This is a genomic window from Streptomyces sp. NPDC000348 (genome assembly GCF_042898795.1).
In the GTDB taxonomy this organism is placed as follows: domain Bacteria; phylum Actinomycetota; class Actinomycetes; order Streptomycetales; family Streptomycetaceae; genus Streptomyces.
In genome coordinates this window covers 127,061-142,262 of the sequence record NZ_JBIAZD010000015.1, presented here as the reverse complement: position 1 = coordinate 142,262, position 15,202 = coordinate 127,061, and the positions used below count along the sequence as shown (strand labels likewise).

9 protein-coding genes are annotated in these 15,202 nt (G+C 72.0%); 7 read left to right on the top strand and 2 right to left on the bottom strand.

Annotation, left to right across the window (positions count from 1 at the left end; all coding sequences use genetic code 11):
• Positions 1-50 precede the first annotated feature (50 nt).
• Positions 51-3,386, bottom strand: coding sequence for a right-handed parallel beta-helix repeat-containing protein (locus ACFY3N_RS26650; protein WP_390819263.1), 3,336 nt, complete (start codon positions 3,384-3,386; stop codon positions 51-53).
• A 74-nt stretch (positions 3,387-3,460) separates the two neighbouring features.
• Between ACFY3N_RS26650 and ACFY3N_RS26645 the strand changes: the two genes are divergently transcribed.
• A complete protein-coding gene (locus ACFY3N_RS26645) occupies positions 3,461-4,690 on the top strand; it encodes a S8 family serine peptidase (RefSeq protein WP_390819262.1) in 1,230 nt (409 codons plus the stop codon).
• A 362-nt stretch (positions 4,691-5,052) separates the two neighbouring features.
• Here the strand turns inward: ACFY3N_RS26645 and eccCa are convergent, their stop codons facing one another.
• The gene (eccCa, locus tag ACFY3N_RS26640) at positions 5,053-8,994 is read right to left on the bottom strand and encodes a type VII secretion protein EccCa (RefSeq protein WP_390819300.1); all 3,942 of its coding nucleotides are present in this window, start codon (positions 8,992-8,994) and stop codon (positions 5,053-5,055) included.
• Positions 8,995-9,334: 340 nt separating this feature from the next.
• Between eccCa and eccD the strand changes: the two genes are divergently transcribed.
• The 6 genes from eccD to ACFY3N_RS26610 all read left to right on the top strand — a co-directional run.
• Entirely contained in the window at positions 9,335-10,732 is a 1,398-nt protein-coding gene (gene eccD, locus ACFY3N_RS26635; protein ID WP_390819261.1) for a type VII secretion integral membrane protein EccD, read from the top strand.
• A 17-nt stretch (positions 10,733-10,749) separates the two neighbouring features.
• On the top strand, positions 10,750-12,222 hold the full coding sequence (eccB, locus tag ACFY3N_RS26630; protein WP_390819260.1) for a type VII secretion protein EccB: 1,473 nt from the start codon (positions 10,750-10,752) through the stop codon (positions 12,220-12,222).
• A gap of 382 nt (positions 12,223-12,604) precedes the next feature.
• Positions 12,605-12,955 (top strand): hypothetical protein, encoded by a 351-nt coding sequence (locus ACFY3N_RS26625; protein ID WP_390819259.1) that lies wholly within the window; start codon positions 12,605-12,607, stop codon positions 12,953-12,955.
• Positions 12,956-13,024: 69 nt separating this feature from the next.
• Positions 13,025-13,345 carry a WXG100 family type VII secretion target gene (locus tag ACFY3N_RS26620; protein WP_390819258.1) on the top strand — a complete coding sequence of 107 codons (321 nt, stop codon included), beginning with the start codon at positions 13,025-13,027 and terminating at the stop codon, positions 13,343-13,345.
• 28 nt (positions 13,346-13,373) lie between these two features.
• Entirely contained in the window at positions 13,374-13,820 is a 447-nt protein-coding gene (locus tag ACFY3N_RS26615; RefSeq protein WP_390819257.1) for a type VII secretion system-associated protein, read from the top strand.
• 12 nt (positions 13,821-13,832) lie between these two features.
• Positions 13,833-15,202: AAWKG family protein (locus ACFY3N_RS26610; RefSeq protein WP_390819256.1), on the top strand; the 1,370-nt coding region annotated here is incomplete at its 3' end.

The window sequence follows — 15,202 nt, the reverse complement described above, 5'->3', positions numbered from 1 at the left end:
CGCGACAGCGCAGCGGACGCCCGCCGGCACCGGCCGGCGGGCGTCCGTCCTCACCGGGACGGCGGCTGTCCCAGGACCTGCCGGACGGGCAGGTCCTCCGGCAGCAGTGTCGTGAGGTCGGCGAGGCTGGGCGAGCTCAGCCCGCCGAGGCGGCGGGCCTGGCTCGTCATCATCGTCTCCAGCAACTGCCGGGCGAGCCGCGCGTTGCCGAAGGACCGGTCGCGCGGGATGGCGTCCACATGGGCGCGCAGCGCCGCGAGGGTCGCGTCGGCGCACTCGTACCCGGAGGCGGCCGCGTGCCGGGACACGATGGTGACCAGTTCGTCCGTGCTGTAGTCCTCGAACGTCACGAACTTGGAGAACCGGGACGTCAGGCCGGGGTTGGAGGCGAGGAAGCGCTCCATCTCCTCGGTGTACCCGGCGACGACGACCACGATCTCGTCGCGGTGGTCCTCCATCAGCTTCAGCAGGGTGTCGACGGCCTCGCGGCCGAAGTCGTTGGACGATCCCTCGGGGGTCAGGGTGTAGGCCTCGTCGATGAACAGCACCCCGCCCAGCGCGCTGGTGAAGACGTCCTTGGTGCGCTGGGCGGTGTGGCCGACGTACTGGCCCACCAGGTCCGCCCGCGCCACCTCCACCAGGGAGTCGCGGGGGAGCACCCCCAGCGAGTGCAGGAGCCTGGCGTACAGCCGGGCGACGGTGGTCTTGCCGGTGCCGGGCGGCCCGCTGAAGACGAGGTGGTTGCTGATCCGGGGGGCGGGCAGCCCCGCGGCGATCCGCTGCCGGGCGTTGGTCAGCAGACTGACCAGGTCGGCGACCTCCCGCTTCACGGCGGCGAGCCCCACCATGGCGGTGAGTTCGGCCATCGGGTCGGACGCGTCGTCGGCGTCCTGCGCCGTGCCGCCGCCGCCGACGGCCGCCGCCTCCGCGTCGCCGACGTCCTGCGGCAGCAGCAGCGTCAGGTCGTTCTCCGCCGGGTCGGTCATGGCCGCGAGCCGGAACGCCTGCCGGTCCACCATGTCCTCGAACACGCCGCGGGCCGCGCGGCCGTTGCCGAAGGTCGCGTCGCGCGTCATCTGCTCGAAGCGTACGGCGAGGGCCTCCCGGGTCAGCGGCCCGAGCTCGAACTGGTGCCGGTGGCAGAGGCTCTCGGTGATCGTCACCAGCTCCTCCACCGCGTAGTTGCCGAACTCGATGGTGCGGGTGAACCGGGAGGCGAGACCCGGGTTGGCGGTCAGGAACGACTCCATCTGCTCGGAGTAGCCGGCCGCCACCACGACCACGTCGTCGCGGTGGTCCTCCATGAGTTTCAGCAGGGTGTCGACGGCTTCGCGGCCGAAGTCGTTGGACGTCCCCTCGACGGTGAGGGTGTAGGCCTCGTCGATGAACAGCACCCCGCCCAGCGCGCTGTTGAACGCCTCGGTGGTCTTGATGGCCGTACCGCCGATGACCTGCGCGACCAGGTCGGCGCGGGCGACCTCGACCAGGTGCCCGCTCCTGAGCACGCCCAGGTCCGCGAGGATGCTGCCGTAGAGGCGGGCGACGGTGGTCTTGCCGGTGCCGGGCGGCCCGGCGAAGATCAGGTGCCGGCTCATGGAGGGGACCGGCATGCCGAGCCGGCGCCGGCGCTCCGCGAGCTGGTTCAGGTTGACCAGCGTGTTCACCTGGTGCTTGACGTTCTCCAGGCCGACCAGCGACTCCAGTTCGGCGAGCGGGCCCTGGGGCTCCGGCTCCTTGCCGGACCCGCCCGGGGCGCCGTCCTCGCCGGCCGTTTCGGCCGACTCGCCCCAGCTGTCCGGCAGGCCGTTGTCCGCGCTGGTCAGCAGCTCGACCGTGAGCCGCTCGCTCGCACGGCTCTGGCGCAGTCCCGCGCCGCGGTTGTCGCGTACGACGCACCGGGTGACGTCGACCGGTTCGGCGCTGTCGATCCGCACGCCGTCGCCCGTACTGCCCGTGATCTCACAGGCGTTGAGGACGGCCCGGCCGCCGCGCGACACCTGGACGCCGTGGGCCCTGGAGCCGTGCACCCGGACCCGCTCCAGGGTGATCTCCGCGCCGTCCCGCACACCGACCCCGGCGTCGGCGCTGTCGCCGATCTCGCAGTCCCGCAGGGTGCCCCGGCCGCGTTCGCCGACGAGCAGGCCCGAGCGGGCGGCGGAGCTCAGTACGGTGTCGCTGATCTCGGGGTCGGAGTCGTCGTCGATGCTCAGCGCGCAGCCGCCGGCGGACTCGACCTCGCAGTGCTCGAGCCGGCCGCGCCCGTCGTCGGTGAACTCGATGCCGTGACCGCCCGCGCCGGTGACCCGGGCGCGGCGCAGCAGGGGGTTGGCGGCGGAGCGCACCGAGATGCCGACGCCCGCCGCGTCCAGGACCTCCAGGCGCTCGAACTCGGCCGTGGAGTCGTCCGCGAGCTGCACCGCCCCGGCGGTGTCGGCGCAGTCGCTCACCACGGTGTCCCGCAGCAGCGGGGCGCTGCCCTCGACGACCCGCACGGCGGCCTCGGTGGAGCCGTGGAACGAGCACCCCTCCAGGGTTCCGCGCGAGCGGTCCAGGACGAGCAGCCCGCTGGTCTTGGTGCGCCGGGTGACGCACCCGCGCAGCATCGGGTCGGCCCCGCCGGAGATGACGATGCCGCTCTGCGCGATGGACTCGAAGGAGGTCTCCTCGATCTCCGGGCGGGACATGCTGGTCACCAGCAGGCCCACCGAGGTGTGGTGCACGGCGCACCGCAGCACGCGCGTCGAGCTGTGACCCTCCAGGGCGATGGCCGGCTTGTCGGTGCCGGAGATGTCGCAGCCCTCCACGGTGCCCCGGGCCTCGCCGCTCGCCAGGACGCCGTTGGCCCGCGCGCCGCGGATGCGGCAGTCGCGGACGAGGGGGCCGGCGCTCTCGCCGATGACCACCGCGGAGGTGCCGAAGTTCTCGAACACGCAGTCCTCGACGACGCTCTCGGACTCCGAGGAGTCGACGAGTCCGGCGCCGCCGGGGTTGCCGATCCGGCAGCCGCGGGCGGCCAGCGAGCCCTTGCCCCGGACCAGCAGCGCCGTCCATCCGGCGCCGGTCACGGTGCATCCGTCGAGGGCGGCCTGACCGGCCGGCACGTCCACGACCGCGGCCTCCTTGTCGCGGCCCCGGAGGGTCAGGGCGCTGAGCATCACGGCGTCGGCCATGAGGGTGACGGCGGTGCCGTCCCGCGGGCAGAGCTCCACGGTGCCCGGCTCGCCCTCGCCGACGATCGTCACCCGGTGCCGGATGACGAGGTTCTCGGCGTAGCGGCCGGGACGGACCCGGATCACCGCCCCGGTGCGGGCCTGGGCCAGTGCCTCACCGATCGTCTGGAAGCCGTCCGACCGTTCCGGGCCGACCGTGAGTATTTGCCGTGCCACGCCTCGAACCTCCTTGTGCTGCTGCGGTAGTTGGCGTTGTGCGCCGTACATCTTGTGTGCATATCATGCGGGCTATGCGGAATGTCATGAAAGGCCGGGGTGCGGGCCTCGTGCTGGCGATCGCCGTGGTCCTGCCGGTCACCGGCGGGCCGGCCCTCGCCCTCCCCGCCGCCCCGGCCGCGCCGTCGGGAAGTCCGGAGGCCGGCGATCCGGGGGCCACACTGCTGCCCCCGCTGCCCGTCCGGCTCGGCGAGGGCAACCCCTGCACCGGGGCCTCGGAGCAGACGGCCACCGGGGCGGCGTGGTCGCAGACGGCGCTCGGACTCTCCCGCGCCCAGCGGATCTCCCGGGGCGGCGGTGTGACCGTCGCGGTGGTCGACACCGGTGTCGCCACCGGCGTCCCCAGCCTGTCCGGCAGGGTGGAGGCCGTCGGCGGGGCGGCCGAGGACTGCGTCGGCCACGGCACGTTCGCCGCCGGCCTGATCGCCGCCGCGCCGCAGAAGGGCAGCGGCATCACCGGGGTCGCCCCGCAGGCGGAGATCCTCGCCCTGTCCGGCACCGACGACCGCGGAGTCCCCTCCGTGGAACGCGTGGCCGCCGGCATCCGGACGGCGGCGGACCGCGGCGCACAGGTCATCTACGTCGGCCAGGTCCTGTCCACCGGCAGGGCCGAACTCACCGATGCCGTCGCCCACGCCACCCGGCGCGACGCACTGGTCGTCGCGCCGGCCGCCCCGGACGCCGTGCCCCGCGAGGAGCAGGGGCCCGACGGCGAGATGCCGGAGGGGCCGTACTGGCCGGCCGCCGCGCCCGGCGCGCTCGCCGTCGTGGACTTCGGCCCCGGCGGCGTACGGCAGCAGAACGCGCCGCCCGCCCACCGGCCCGACCTGTCCGCGCCCGGCAGCCAGATGGTCAGCGTCGGCCCCGAGGGCACCGGCCACTACATCGGTTCCGGGGCCTCGCTGGCCGCGGCGGGCGTCGCCGGCACCGCCGCGCTCGTCCGCGCCTACCACCCCGACCTCACGGCGGCCGAGGTCACCCGCCGCCTCCTCGACACCGCCTATCCGTCGGACACCCCCCGCCTGGACCCGTACGCCGCCCTGTCCCTGATCCAGGACCGCACGGAACACCCGGCGCCGAGCGCGGTCCCCGCCCACATGCCGGCCCCCGCCGACCCCGCCCCCCACCACCGCTCCCTGACGATCGCGGCCGTGGGCCTGACGACGGTTCTCCTGCTCGCGGCCCTGGCCGCGGTCATTCCCCGCGGCCGCGCCCGCAACTGGCGCCCCCCGACGGCCCTCTAGCCACGCCGCCGCTCCCGCGGGCAGCCACAGCCCCGTTCCCGCGGGCAGTCGTGCCTCCCCCAGTGCCTGAAGGGCCTGGGAGGCACCCCCAGGGGCGATGGGGGTCCCCCCGCTCGAGCGAAGCCGAGAGTGGGGGAGGAGTCGAGAGTGGGGGAGGAGCCGAGAGCGGGGGAGGGTGGGCGATGGGGGTCCCCCCGCTCGAGCGGAGCCGAGAGTGGGGGAAGCACCCCGCGAGCCCCGGGCCGCGCGACCACCCCCCGTCCCACACCGACACGCCGCACCCCGCGAACCCCGGGCCGCACCACCCCCGTGACCGGCCGGCCCCGCAGGGGGCAGCTCCTCACCCGTGAGGGACGGACGCCTCACGACGCGTCCCCCACGAACCCCGTCTGCACCTGCAGGGTCTTCCGGCGGGCGATCCGGACCGCCCGCCCCGGAATCAGCTCCCGTCCCTTCACACTCCCGAAGAGGTACCCCTCGCTCGGCGGGCACGACATCAGCAGCCCGGGCGTGTTGACCTCCTGCAGCCTCCGCAGCAACGCCTCGTTGAGCCCGCGCCCGGCGCCCGCCGACGACCGCGCCACCACCAGGTGCAGCCCCACCTCGTGCCCCAGTGCCAGATGGTCCAGCAGCGGAGCGAACGGCTGCGTCATCGGCCCGCCGCCCACCATGTCGTAGTCGTCGACCAGGATGAACAGCCGCGGCCCCTGCCACCAGTCGCACAGCCGCATCCGCGACGGGGCGATGTCCTCACCGGGCACCCGCTGCTTGACCGCCCGCGCCGCCCCGTCCACCAGGTCCCGCAGCATGTCCAGGGACACCGCGTGTCCGAGCCGGTACGGCTCGGGAACGCTCTCCACCAGCTCCCGCCGGTAGTCCACCGTCATGATCCGCGCCTCGGCGGGCGTGTACCGCTCGGTGATGCCGCGCGCGACCAGCTTCAGCAGGTTCGTCTTGCCGCTCTCCGTGTCGCCCACCACGATCAGGTGCGGGTTCTCGGTGAAGTCGTGCCACACCGGGGCCAGTTCGTTCTCGTCCAGGCCGATGGCGATCCGCAGGCCGTTCTCGCCCTCCGGCTCCGGCAGCTCCTCGACCGGCAGGTTCGACGGCAGCATCCGCACCCGCGGCGCGGTGGGCCCCGTCCAGTTCTCGCCGATCGCGGCGACCAGCCCGGCGACCCCGTCCGCGAGGTCGTCGGCGTCCTCGACCCCGTCGACGCGCGGCAGCGCCGACAGGTAGTGCAGCTTGTCCGAGGTCAGCCCCCGCCCCGCGCTGCGCGGGATCGTCGCCGCCTTCCGGGAGTCGATCTGCGAGTCCATCGGATCACCCATCCGCAGCTCCAGCCGGGTCCCGGTCTGGTCGCGGACCGAGGACGACAGCTCCACCCAGCGGGCGGTGGTGACGATCAGGTGGACCCCGTAGTTGAGCCCGCGGGCGGCCAGCGCGTTGAAGGTGGGGATGTGCCGGTCGAAGTCCTGGCGCACGGTGGCCCAGCCGTCGATGGCCAGGAAGACGTCCCCGTGCGGCTCGTCGGGGAACTCGCCCGCCGCGCGCCGCTTGCGGTACGTCGCCATGGAGTCGATGCCGTGCTCCAGGAAGAACCGCTCCCGCCGGGCGAGCAGCGTGGTGACCTCCGAGATCGTACGGCCCACCCGCTCGGTGTCCACCCGCGCCGCGACCCCGCTCATATGGGGCAGCTCGTCCAGCGAGGCCAGCGTGCCGCCGCCGAAGTCCAGGCAGTAGAACTGCACTTCGCGCGGTGTGTGGGTGAGGGCCAGCGCGGTGATGAGGGTCCGCAGCAGCGTGCTCTTGCCGCTCTGCGGCCCGCCGGCGATGGCCACGTGGCCGCCGGCCGCCGACAGGTCCACGGTCAGCAGGTCGCGCAGCTGGTCGAAGGGCCGGTCCACGACGCCCACCGGCACCGTGAGCCGTCCCCGCAGCGGCCAGTCCGCCGTGGTCAGGCCGTACCGCGGATCGGGTGCCAGCGGAGGCAGGATCTGGTCCAGGGTGGCCGGCCGGCCCAGCGGCGGCAGCCACACCTGGTGGGCGGGCGGTCCCGCCCCGCGCAGCCGGTCGAGCGCCACCGACAGCAGCGTCTCCCCGCCGTCCCCCTCGCCACCCGGCTCGGGCTCCGGCGCGTCGGGCTCGCCCGCCGGGTCCGGGGCCGCGGGCGCGCGCGGCACCACCCACTCCGCCGTCCACGGCACCACCTGACGCGCCACCTGCGCCTGCACGACGGCCCGGCGCCGCTGGTACGGCCCCGAGACGTACGCGGCCCGGAACCGGGTGAGCGCGTCGACGCCGCTCTTGAGGAAACCGGCACCCGGCTGCGCGGGCAGCTCGTAGGCGTCCGGCACGCCCAGCACGCCCCGGCTCTCCATCGCGGAGAACGTCCGCAGACCGATCCGGTACGACAGGTGGCTCTCCAGCTGGTGCATGCGGCCCTCGTCCAGCCGCTGCGAGGCGAGCAGCAGATGGACCCCGAGGCTGCGCCCGAGCCGGCCGATCATCACGAACAGCTCCATGAAGTCGCGGTGCGAGGCCAGCAGTTCGCTGAACTCGTCGACCACCACGAACAGGCTGGGCAGCGGCTGCAGCGGCGTCCCGGACTGCCGCGCCTTCTCGTACTCCAGCGCGGAGGTGTAGTTCCCGGCGGCGCGCAGCAGCTCCTGCCGCCGGATCAGCTCCCCGTGCAGGGCGTCCTGCATCCGGGCGACCAGCGCCACCTCGTCCGCGAGGTTGGTGATGACCGCCGAGGTGTGCGGCAGCTCGTCGAGCCCGAGGAAGGTGGCGCCGCCCTTGAAGTCGACGAGGACGAAGTTCAGCGTCTCGGAGGAGTTGGTCAGCGCCAGTCCCAGCACCAGCGTGCGCAGCAGCTCGCTCTTGCCGGAACCGGTCGCGCCGATCAGCATGCCGTGCGGTCCCGTACCGCCCTGCGCCGACTCCTTGATGTCCAGCTCCACCGGCCTGCCCTCGCCGCTCACCGCGATCGGCACCCGCAGCCGGGCACTGCCGGTCGCCCGCGCCCACAGCGTGGCGGGGTCGTGCCGGTGCAGGTCGGGGATGTTCAGCAGCGAGGTCAGCTCGACGTCGTTGGCGAGCGGCCTGGAGTCGTCGCCGCCCACACTCATCCGGTACGGGGCCAGCAGCCGGGCGAGCGCCAGCGCCCCCGCCGTGCCCAGCCGGTCGGGCCGGCCGAGCACCGTCGACTGCTCCTTGCGGTCGCGGTCGGTGCGCACCAGCGCGACGCCGCCCTCGTCCACCTCCAGGCGCAGCGTGGTCCGCCCGGGCTTCCAGGCGAGCGCCCCGGTGAGGTCGAGCACCACCGCGTTGCGGAACCCGTGGCCGTCGAAGCGGTGCCCCGTCGGCACCGTGCAGCCGTCGATGACGACGACCGTGTACGGCTCCTCACGCCCCGGGACCGCGTCGGGGTCGGCGCCCGGCCGTTCCAGGAACTCGGCGCCGAGCAGGTTCTCCAGTTCGGTGAAGGCCGAGGCGATCAGACGGGCCGGTCCGGCGCCGTCCTCCTCGTGCCGGTGCAGACTGTGCGGCAGCCACTTCGCCCACTCCCACTCGGAGCGCCGCTCGTCCGAGACGCACAGCGCGATCCACAGGTCGTCGGGGGAGTGGAACACCGCCAACTGTGCGAGCAGGGCCCTGACCTGGGCGCGTATCCGCTCCTCGTCCCCGCGGAACAGCACCTTCGACCAGGCCCGCAGATAGATCGCGATGGGCTGGTCCCGGACGGTGGAGTAGGCCCGGGTGAAGCTGCGCAGCGCGTGCGCCGACAGCGGCTCCAGGTCCTCGACGGGCTTGGTCGACAGCGGCGTCAGCTTCATCGCCAGCCGCTGGTCGCCCACGCCCATCCGCACCTCGGCGAAGTCGTCGTCCGACGACCGCCGCTCCCACAGCCGGGTGCTGCGCACCAGCGACGACAGCGCGTCGGGCTCCGGGTGGCGCCAGGCGAGGGCGCGCTGCTGCTCGACGATGGACGCCCGCACCATGCGCCGGGTCTGCCGCAGGTACCGCAGGTAGTCGCGGCGCTCACCCTTCATCCGCTGCTTGCGCTCGCCGTTGCGGCGCATGACCTGACCGAGCATCATGCCCGCCGACGCGATCACCATCACACCGAGCGCGATGTAGATGAATCCGCCGCTGTCCCGGCTCATCCCCGGCCGCATGAACATCAGCATCATGGAGACCGACATCAGCGCCATCGGCAGGTACGTCCACACCGCGGAGCTGTCCGGCACGACTTCCGGAAGTGTCGGCGGCTCCTGAAGACTCAGTTCCCCCGACGGCATTTCCGGCCCTTTGCGGCGGGCCGGCCGGCGGAACAGGATCACGCTCAACGAACGTCCTCCTCAACGATTTCGGAAGGAATTCCGGGGAACCTCGCGGGAACGTCGCGGGTTTTCCGTAAAGGGTCAGAGTCCCGCGCGACGGCGGCGGGAGAATTGCCGTGGGGTTCCGTAACGCTGAACTCCCTGAGTGGTGTTGCGAAAAGCCCGGTGTACGGTCAAACTCGTCGGCGCATGCCCCGTCCGGCTTTTCCGTCGCGTTCGGCGACCGACCGGTGTGCCGCTGCCACCTTCCAGCCACCGTGTATGGCGTGGCCCGCCAGAAAGTGTGAACCCCGAGCCCATGAGTGAGATTCAGACGGCAAGCCTGTGCCGCGTCACCGTACGTGCTCCGGCCAGGACCGTCGACCTGGCCGTGCCCTCCGACGTCCCCGTCGCCGATCTGCTGCCCACGGTGATCGGCTACGGAGGGGACGACCTGGAGGAGTCCGGCCTGGAGCACGGAGGTTGGGTGCTCCAACGCCTCGGCGGTCCACCGCTCGACCCCGAGAGTACCTTGGACTCCCTCGGTCTGCGGGACGGAGAGGAGCTTTATCTGCGGCCGCGCACCGAGGCGCTGCCCGAGGTGCACATCGACGACCTGGTCGACGGCATCGCCGACGGCATGGGCCGCAGGCCGCACGGCTGGAGCCCGGAGGCCGGCCGGCGGCTGCTGCGCGGACTGGCCGCGGCCACCCTCGCACTGGGCATCGTGTTCCTGGCCATGCCGGGGACGGCGGGCTGGATGCGGGCCGTGGCCGCCTCGGCCGCCGGACTGCTGCTGATCGCCGGAGCGGGCTCCGCCTCCCGTGCCGTCGGGGACGCCGGGGCCGGCTCGGTGCTCGGCCTGATGGCGGCCCCCTACTTCGCCCTGGCCGGCTGGCTGCTGCCGGGCGGCGACCTGGGCGGCGCCGACGGCGAGGCCGTCCTCGGCGCGCGGCTGCTGGCGGCGTCCGCGGCCGGCGGCGCGGGCGCGGTGCTCGCCCTGGCGGCGGTCGGCGTGTACCCGGCGCTGTTCATCGGCGCGGCCTGCGTCGCGGCGGCGGGCGCGCTCGGCGCCGCCCTGATGACCCTGGACCTGGCGCCGGAACAGGCGGCCGGCGTGGTGGCCGTCGTGGTGGTGCTCTTCGGCGGGTTCGTCCCGTCCCTGTCGTTCCGGCTGGCCGGCATGCGGATGCCGCCCCTGCCGACCAACGTCCAGCAGCTGCAGCAGGGCATCGACCCGTACTCCTCCTCGGACGTCGACGCGCGCTCCGCCCTGGCGGACGGCTGGATGACCGCCCTCTACGGCGCCATCGGCCTGGTCTGCCTGCCCTGCCAGGTGGCGCTCATGGCCGCGCCGGGCCTCGCCGAGGTCCTCACCGTCGTGGCCCTCTCCCTCCTCCTGCTGCTGCACAGCCGGGGGCTGGGCAACGTCTGGCAGCGACTGGCGCTGACCTGCGCCGGGGCCTGGGGCGTGGCCCTGCTGCTGTTCGTCTCCGCGCGCTCCCTCGGCCCGGCGGACCGGCTGACCCTGACGGCCGGTCTGATGGGGCTGGCCGCCGCGATCACCATCGCGTCGTGGACCGTGCCCGGCCGGCGGCTCGTCCCGTACTGGGGACGCGCGGCCGAACTGCTGCACTCACTCGCCGCCATCAGCATCCTGCCGCTGACGCTCTGGTCGATGGGCGTCTACGGCTGGCTCCGCGGCATCAACGGCTGACCCGGGAGAACGGCGACATGCACAGCAAGCGCGACCAAGTACAGGCGCACCTCTTCATCATGGGGCGGCTGGCCTCGGCCATGCTGCGCTCGGAGCCCGACGCCCCGGAGAGCCCGCTGGGCAGGACCAACCGCGGCGCCGCGATCGGCGTGATCATCGCCGTGCTGGTGTGCGCCGGCGCCTTCGTCTTCGGACTCATCAAGCCCGGCGGCAACGACTCGTGGCGCTCGGGGGAGAACCTGATCGTCGACAAGCAGACCGGCGCGCGCTACCTGTACCTGGACGGGCGGCTGCGCCCGGTGCGCAACTACGCCTCGGCCCGGCTGGTCACCGGCGGCGCGGTCGGCGTCACCACGGTGGGCACGTCCTCGCTGGCCGGCACCCCGCACGGCACGCCCGTCGGCATCCCCGACGGGCCCGAGGCGCTGCCGGGAACGGGTGACCTGGACCGCACTCCGTGGCTGGTCTGCTCCGGCGTCCTCCCGCGGACGACGGGCGTCGTCACGGCGACCACGACGCTCGCCCTCGGCGCCGAGGCCCCGCAGGACGTGTCCGGCGGCAGGCAACTGGGCGAGAACGAGGGCGTGCTGGTCGCAGGACCGGACAAGGCCACGTACCTGCTGTGGCAGGGCAGCCGGCTGCGCCTGGACGAGCGGGCGAAGGCGGCCGAGGCCCTCGGGTACGGCGACGTCACCCCGCGGCCCGTCTCCGCGGCGTTCCTCGACTCCTTCCCGCTGGGACCCGACCTGGCCCCCGCCGAGGTGCCCGGCCGGGGCGCCGAGGGCCCCGAACTGGCCGGGCGGAGCACCAGGATCGGGCAGCTCTTCAAGGTCGACGTGCCCGGCTCCGCCGCCCGCTACCACCTGCTCACGCGGAAGGGGCTGGTCCCCCTCACCGACACCGGGGCGACCCTTCTGCTGGGCGACCCGCTGACCCGGGAGAAGGCGTACGGCGGGGGCGCCGCGACCGTGGCGACGCTCGGCGCGGACACCCTGGCCGGGCACCTCGCGCCCGACGCGCAGAGCTCGGAGCAGGCGAAGCTGCCCGCGAAGCCGCCGACGGCGGTCACCGTCGCCACCGGCTCCGTGGCCTGCGCCGAGGTCGACTCCGCGGACTCCGGCGTACGGGTGGGCACCTCGGTGCTGCCCGTGAGCGCCCTGCCCCAGGCCGTGCAGCCGCCGGCGCCCGAGGTCGAACCGGGCTGCCTGAAGGTCGACTCCATCGCCGTACGGGCCGGAAAGGGCGCGCTGGTCAGGGCGTTGAGCGCGAGCGGCAGCGCACTGGGCGACACCACGTACCTGGTGACGGACGAGGGCGTGAAGTACCGCCTGCTGTCCCAGGAGGCGGTGAAGGCGCTGGGCTACGAGGGCGTCGAGGCGCGGACGATGCCGTCCCCGATGCTGGCCATGCTGCCCAGCGGCCCGGACCTGACCCCCGAGGCGGCGTCCGAGGGCGAGGCACGGGTGACGCTGCGGTGCCCCGGGCGGTAGCGGGCGACGGCGGGCGGGAGGGGACGACCGGGCCCCGCCGGCGGGAGTCCGGAAGGGAAATTCTTGGCACCCGCGTGGTCACCCTCTGTTAAGCCGGACACCCGGCGGCCTCCGGCGGACGGCGCCGATGCCCGATCTGTCCGACCGGAATCACCGTGCCGCTCACTTGAGCGGCGTGAATTCCGGTTCATTGCTCAATTGAGCTTACGAATGGGGGAGTTCGCGGTTCCGCCGATAATTGCCAAACAAGTTGCGGCCTGCATAGCATCTGGCCACCCCATGCCCCCGGTGAGTCAGTCGTGATCCAAGGGGCGCTCCGTCTGCCCACGGAGTGGGACGGGGGCCGCAGCCCGGTGAGTGTCGCCGAAAAGGGAGTTCTCTCATGGCCATGCAGCAGTCCGAAGAACGCGCTACCCGCAACGGGATCCTGGCGCTGGAGCAGGCCTTCTCCGGCGTTCAGCGCTGCCAGCAGGACGTCCAGACCACGTCGCACACGCTCGCCTCGAATTACGGCGGCGTGGACGGCGGCAAGTACAAGAAGCTGCTGGAGCAGTGGGACGAGCACGTCGACACCATCCTGATCAACCTGGACCGGATGGTCGACGAACTCAACGGCACCCTGCGGGAGCACGGGCTGGTGCAGGGATCCAGCAACGACGCCATCGACGCGGAGTACTCGCGCTCCACGCAGGTGTTCGACGAGCTCAACGGCACCAACACGTCGTCGAACTGACCCCCGCGCACCCGGCAAGACCTCAAGCCCTTCCACTCTCTTCGTTCTCCCGGTGAATAGAGGAATCCGATGGACTTCTCCGACGGCTACATCTACGTCGACTACAACCATGCCGAAGGCGCGGCGGACGACATGGTCAGCCAGTCCCAGTCGATCATGAGCATCCTGGCCAACCTGGAGATGGAGCTGGCCGAACTGCGCAACAGCTGGATCGGTGACGACCGGGACGTCTACAGCGAGGTCCAGGCGAAGTGGGACAACGCCGTCCAGAACATCAAGGACCTGCTCGCCAAGCACTCCCACCTGCTCACCGACATCTCCACCAACTACCGGTACACGGAGCAGAACCTGTCGCAGCGGTGGGGCGACATCAGGATCGGCAGCCGCTGACGCCGGCCGGTGACGGAAGGGTGATCACGTGGCCGTCACGGTCCTCGACAGCACATTCCTGAAGAACTTCATCAACAACCAGGTCGACGGCTTCCGGACGACCCTGGAGAACATCCTCAAGGACAGCCCGACCGCCGGCCCGGCCATCACGTTCATCGCGGACAGCATCTCGACCACGACGATCGACTCCGCGAAGCCGCTCGTCATCGGCCTCATGGCCGGCGAGAACAGCGCGGCCGGCGGGGGCGCCCTGAACAAGGTCATCCAGCAGGGCGCGGGCGAGGTCGTGCGCATCCTGGAGGACCAGACGATCCTCTTCGAGGACCTCGAACAGGCCTTGTGGGAGACGATCGACAAGCTCGCCAAGGCGCAGGGCAAGAATCTCGAAAACATCACCCCGGACGATTTCATGGACATCTTCGAGGATGTCGACAGTGATCTCGGCAATCCCGGTGGCAACCAAGAGGAAGAGTAGCGGAGTTCGGCGATGGCCAGCCCCGAGGACAACAACAACGACAACTGGAAAAAAGCGGTTGACATGCTCACCGGCTATGTACTGCCGGAGCGGAAAACGTTGTTCGACGATCTGAAGGGTAACGACGGCATCCCGCTGATCCATGTCCGGCTGGACGATCACGGCGGCCCGGAGTACTCGTCGGGTTTCCTGTCCTCGAGCGGATGGAAGACGCACAACACCGACTACACCATTCCGTTCTACCGCCCCAGCGACGACTCCCAGGACGTGTCCCCGGGGAAGTACCTCTACCGGTACCGCGCCTACATCACCTTCCTCGCGTCCGGCCAGTCCTGGCCGCCCGGCGGGGACGACGTGATCCCGGACTACACGAAGACGAGCGAGCGCCTGAAGGACAAGGGCGGCTGGAACAACGAGGGCGAGAAGCTCGACTGGAACACCAACGCGCTGGTCCGGTACATCTACGGATCCAGGGACGCCCTCGCGCAGCTCACCATGTGGCCCTACTCGACCCACGGGTACAGCAACCGCAGCTACTCGGTGAACGACGCCGACTACGTCGACCTGCGCACCTTCACGGAAACGGCCAAGGCCTTCGACCGGGTCGTCAAGTTCTTCGAGGACAGCGCGGTCACCGTCGGCAAGTGGGACACCGAGAACATCGGAGAGGGCAGCGACGCCTGGGACGGCACGTCGGCCGCCATCTTCAAGGCGCTCATCCACAAGCTGGCCCGGAACTACGAGGGCTACGCCGACCAGCTCAACGGCAAGGGCGGCGACAGCAGCGCCGTCACCATCGACGGCGTGACGGTGACCTCCGAGCCGGCCCGGGCGCTGGCCGAGGCCCAGGGGGTCCTCCTCGCCCAGGCGCAGAAGCTCTACAACGCCTGGAACGCGTGGAAGGCCGAGAGCAATCCGCAGCGCTGGCTCTACGACATGCTGCAGAACGCCCGGCTCACCCTCTTCGACACCCAGTACGACAAGACGGACATCGAGACGGTCTCCAGCGGCTCAGGTCCGTACACCTCCTGGCACAACTACGTGGTGTCGACCGACGGCTTCCAGAACAACATCGTCATCGAGGGCAAGTCGTACGGCAAGCCGAGCGAGATGACCACGTGGAAGGCGATCGCCGACGAGGCGGTGCGCCGGTGGGAGCAGTCCGTGCAGGACTGGCTCAGCACGGCGGGCGCCGAGGCCATCGTCGAGATCCACAAGGCGTTCAAGGCGGCCGAGAAGGCGTTCGACACCAGCATCACCGACAAGGACGACCGCCCCCTCTCCGAGATCTCCGCCAAGGTGGAGGCCGACGCCGAGAAGAAGAAGGCGGCGGCCGAAGCGGCGGCCGCCAAGGCCCAGGCCGAGAAGGAGAAGGCCGAGGC

Bases quoted from the DNA above. Each gene is read 5' to 3' on its own strand.
- eccCa (WP_390819300.1), bottom strand. From the start codon at position 8,994: ATGCCGTCGGGGGAACTGAGTCTTCAGGAGCCGCCGACACTTCCGGAA.
- eccD (WP_390819261.1), top strand. From the start codon at position 9,335: ATGAGTGAGATTCAGACGGCAAGCCTGTGCCGCGTCACCGTACGTGCT.
- ACFY3N_RS26645 (WP_390819262.1), top strand. From the start codon at position 3,461: ATGCGGAATGTCATGAAAGGCCGGGGTGCGGGCCTCGTGCTGGCGATC.
- ACFY3N_RS26620 (WP_390819258.1), top strand. From the start codon at position 13,025: ATGGACTTCTCCGACGGCTACATCTACGTCGACTACAACCATGCCGAA.
- ACFY3N_RS26625 (WP_390819259.1), top strand. From the start codon at position 12,605: ATGGCCATGCAGCAGTCCGAAGAACGCGCTACCCGCAACGGGATCCTG.
- eccB (WP_390819260.1), top strand. From the start codon at position 10,750: ATGCACAGCAAGCGCGACCAAGTACAGGCGCACCTCTTCATCATGGGG.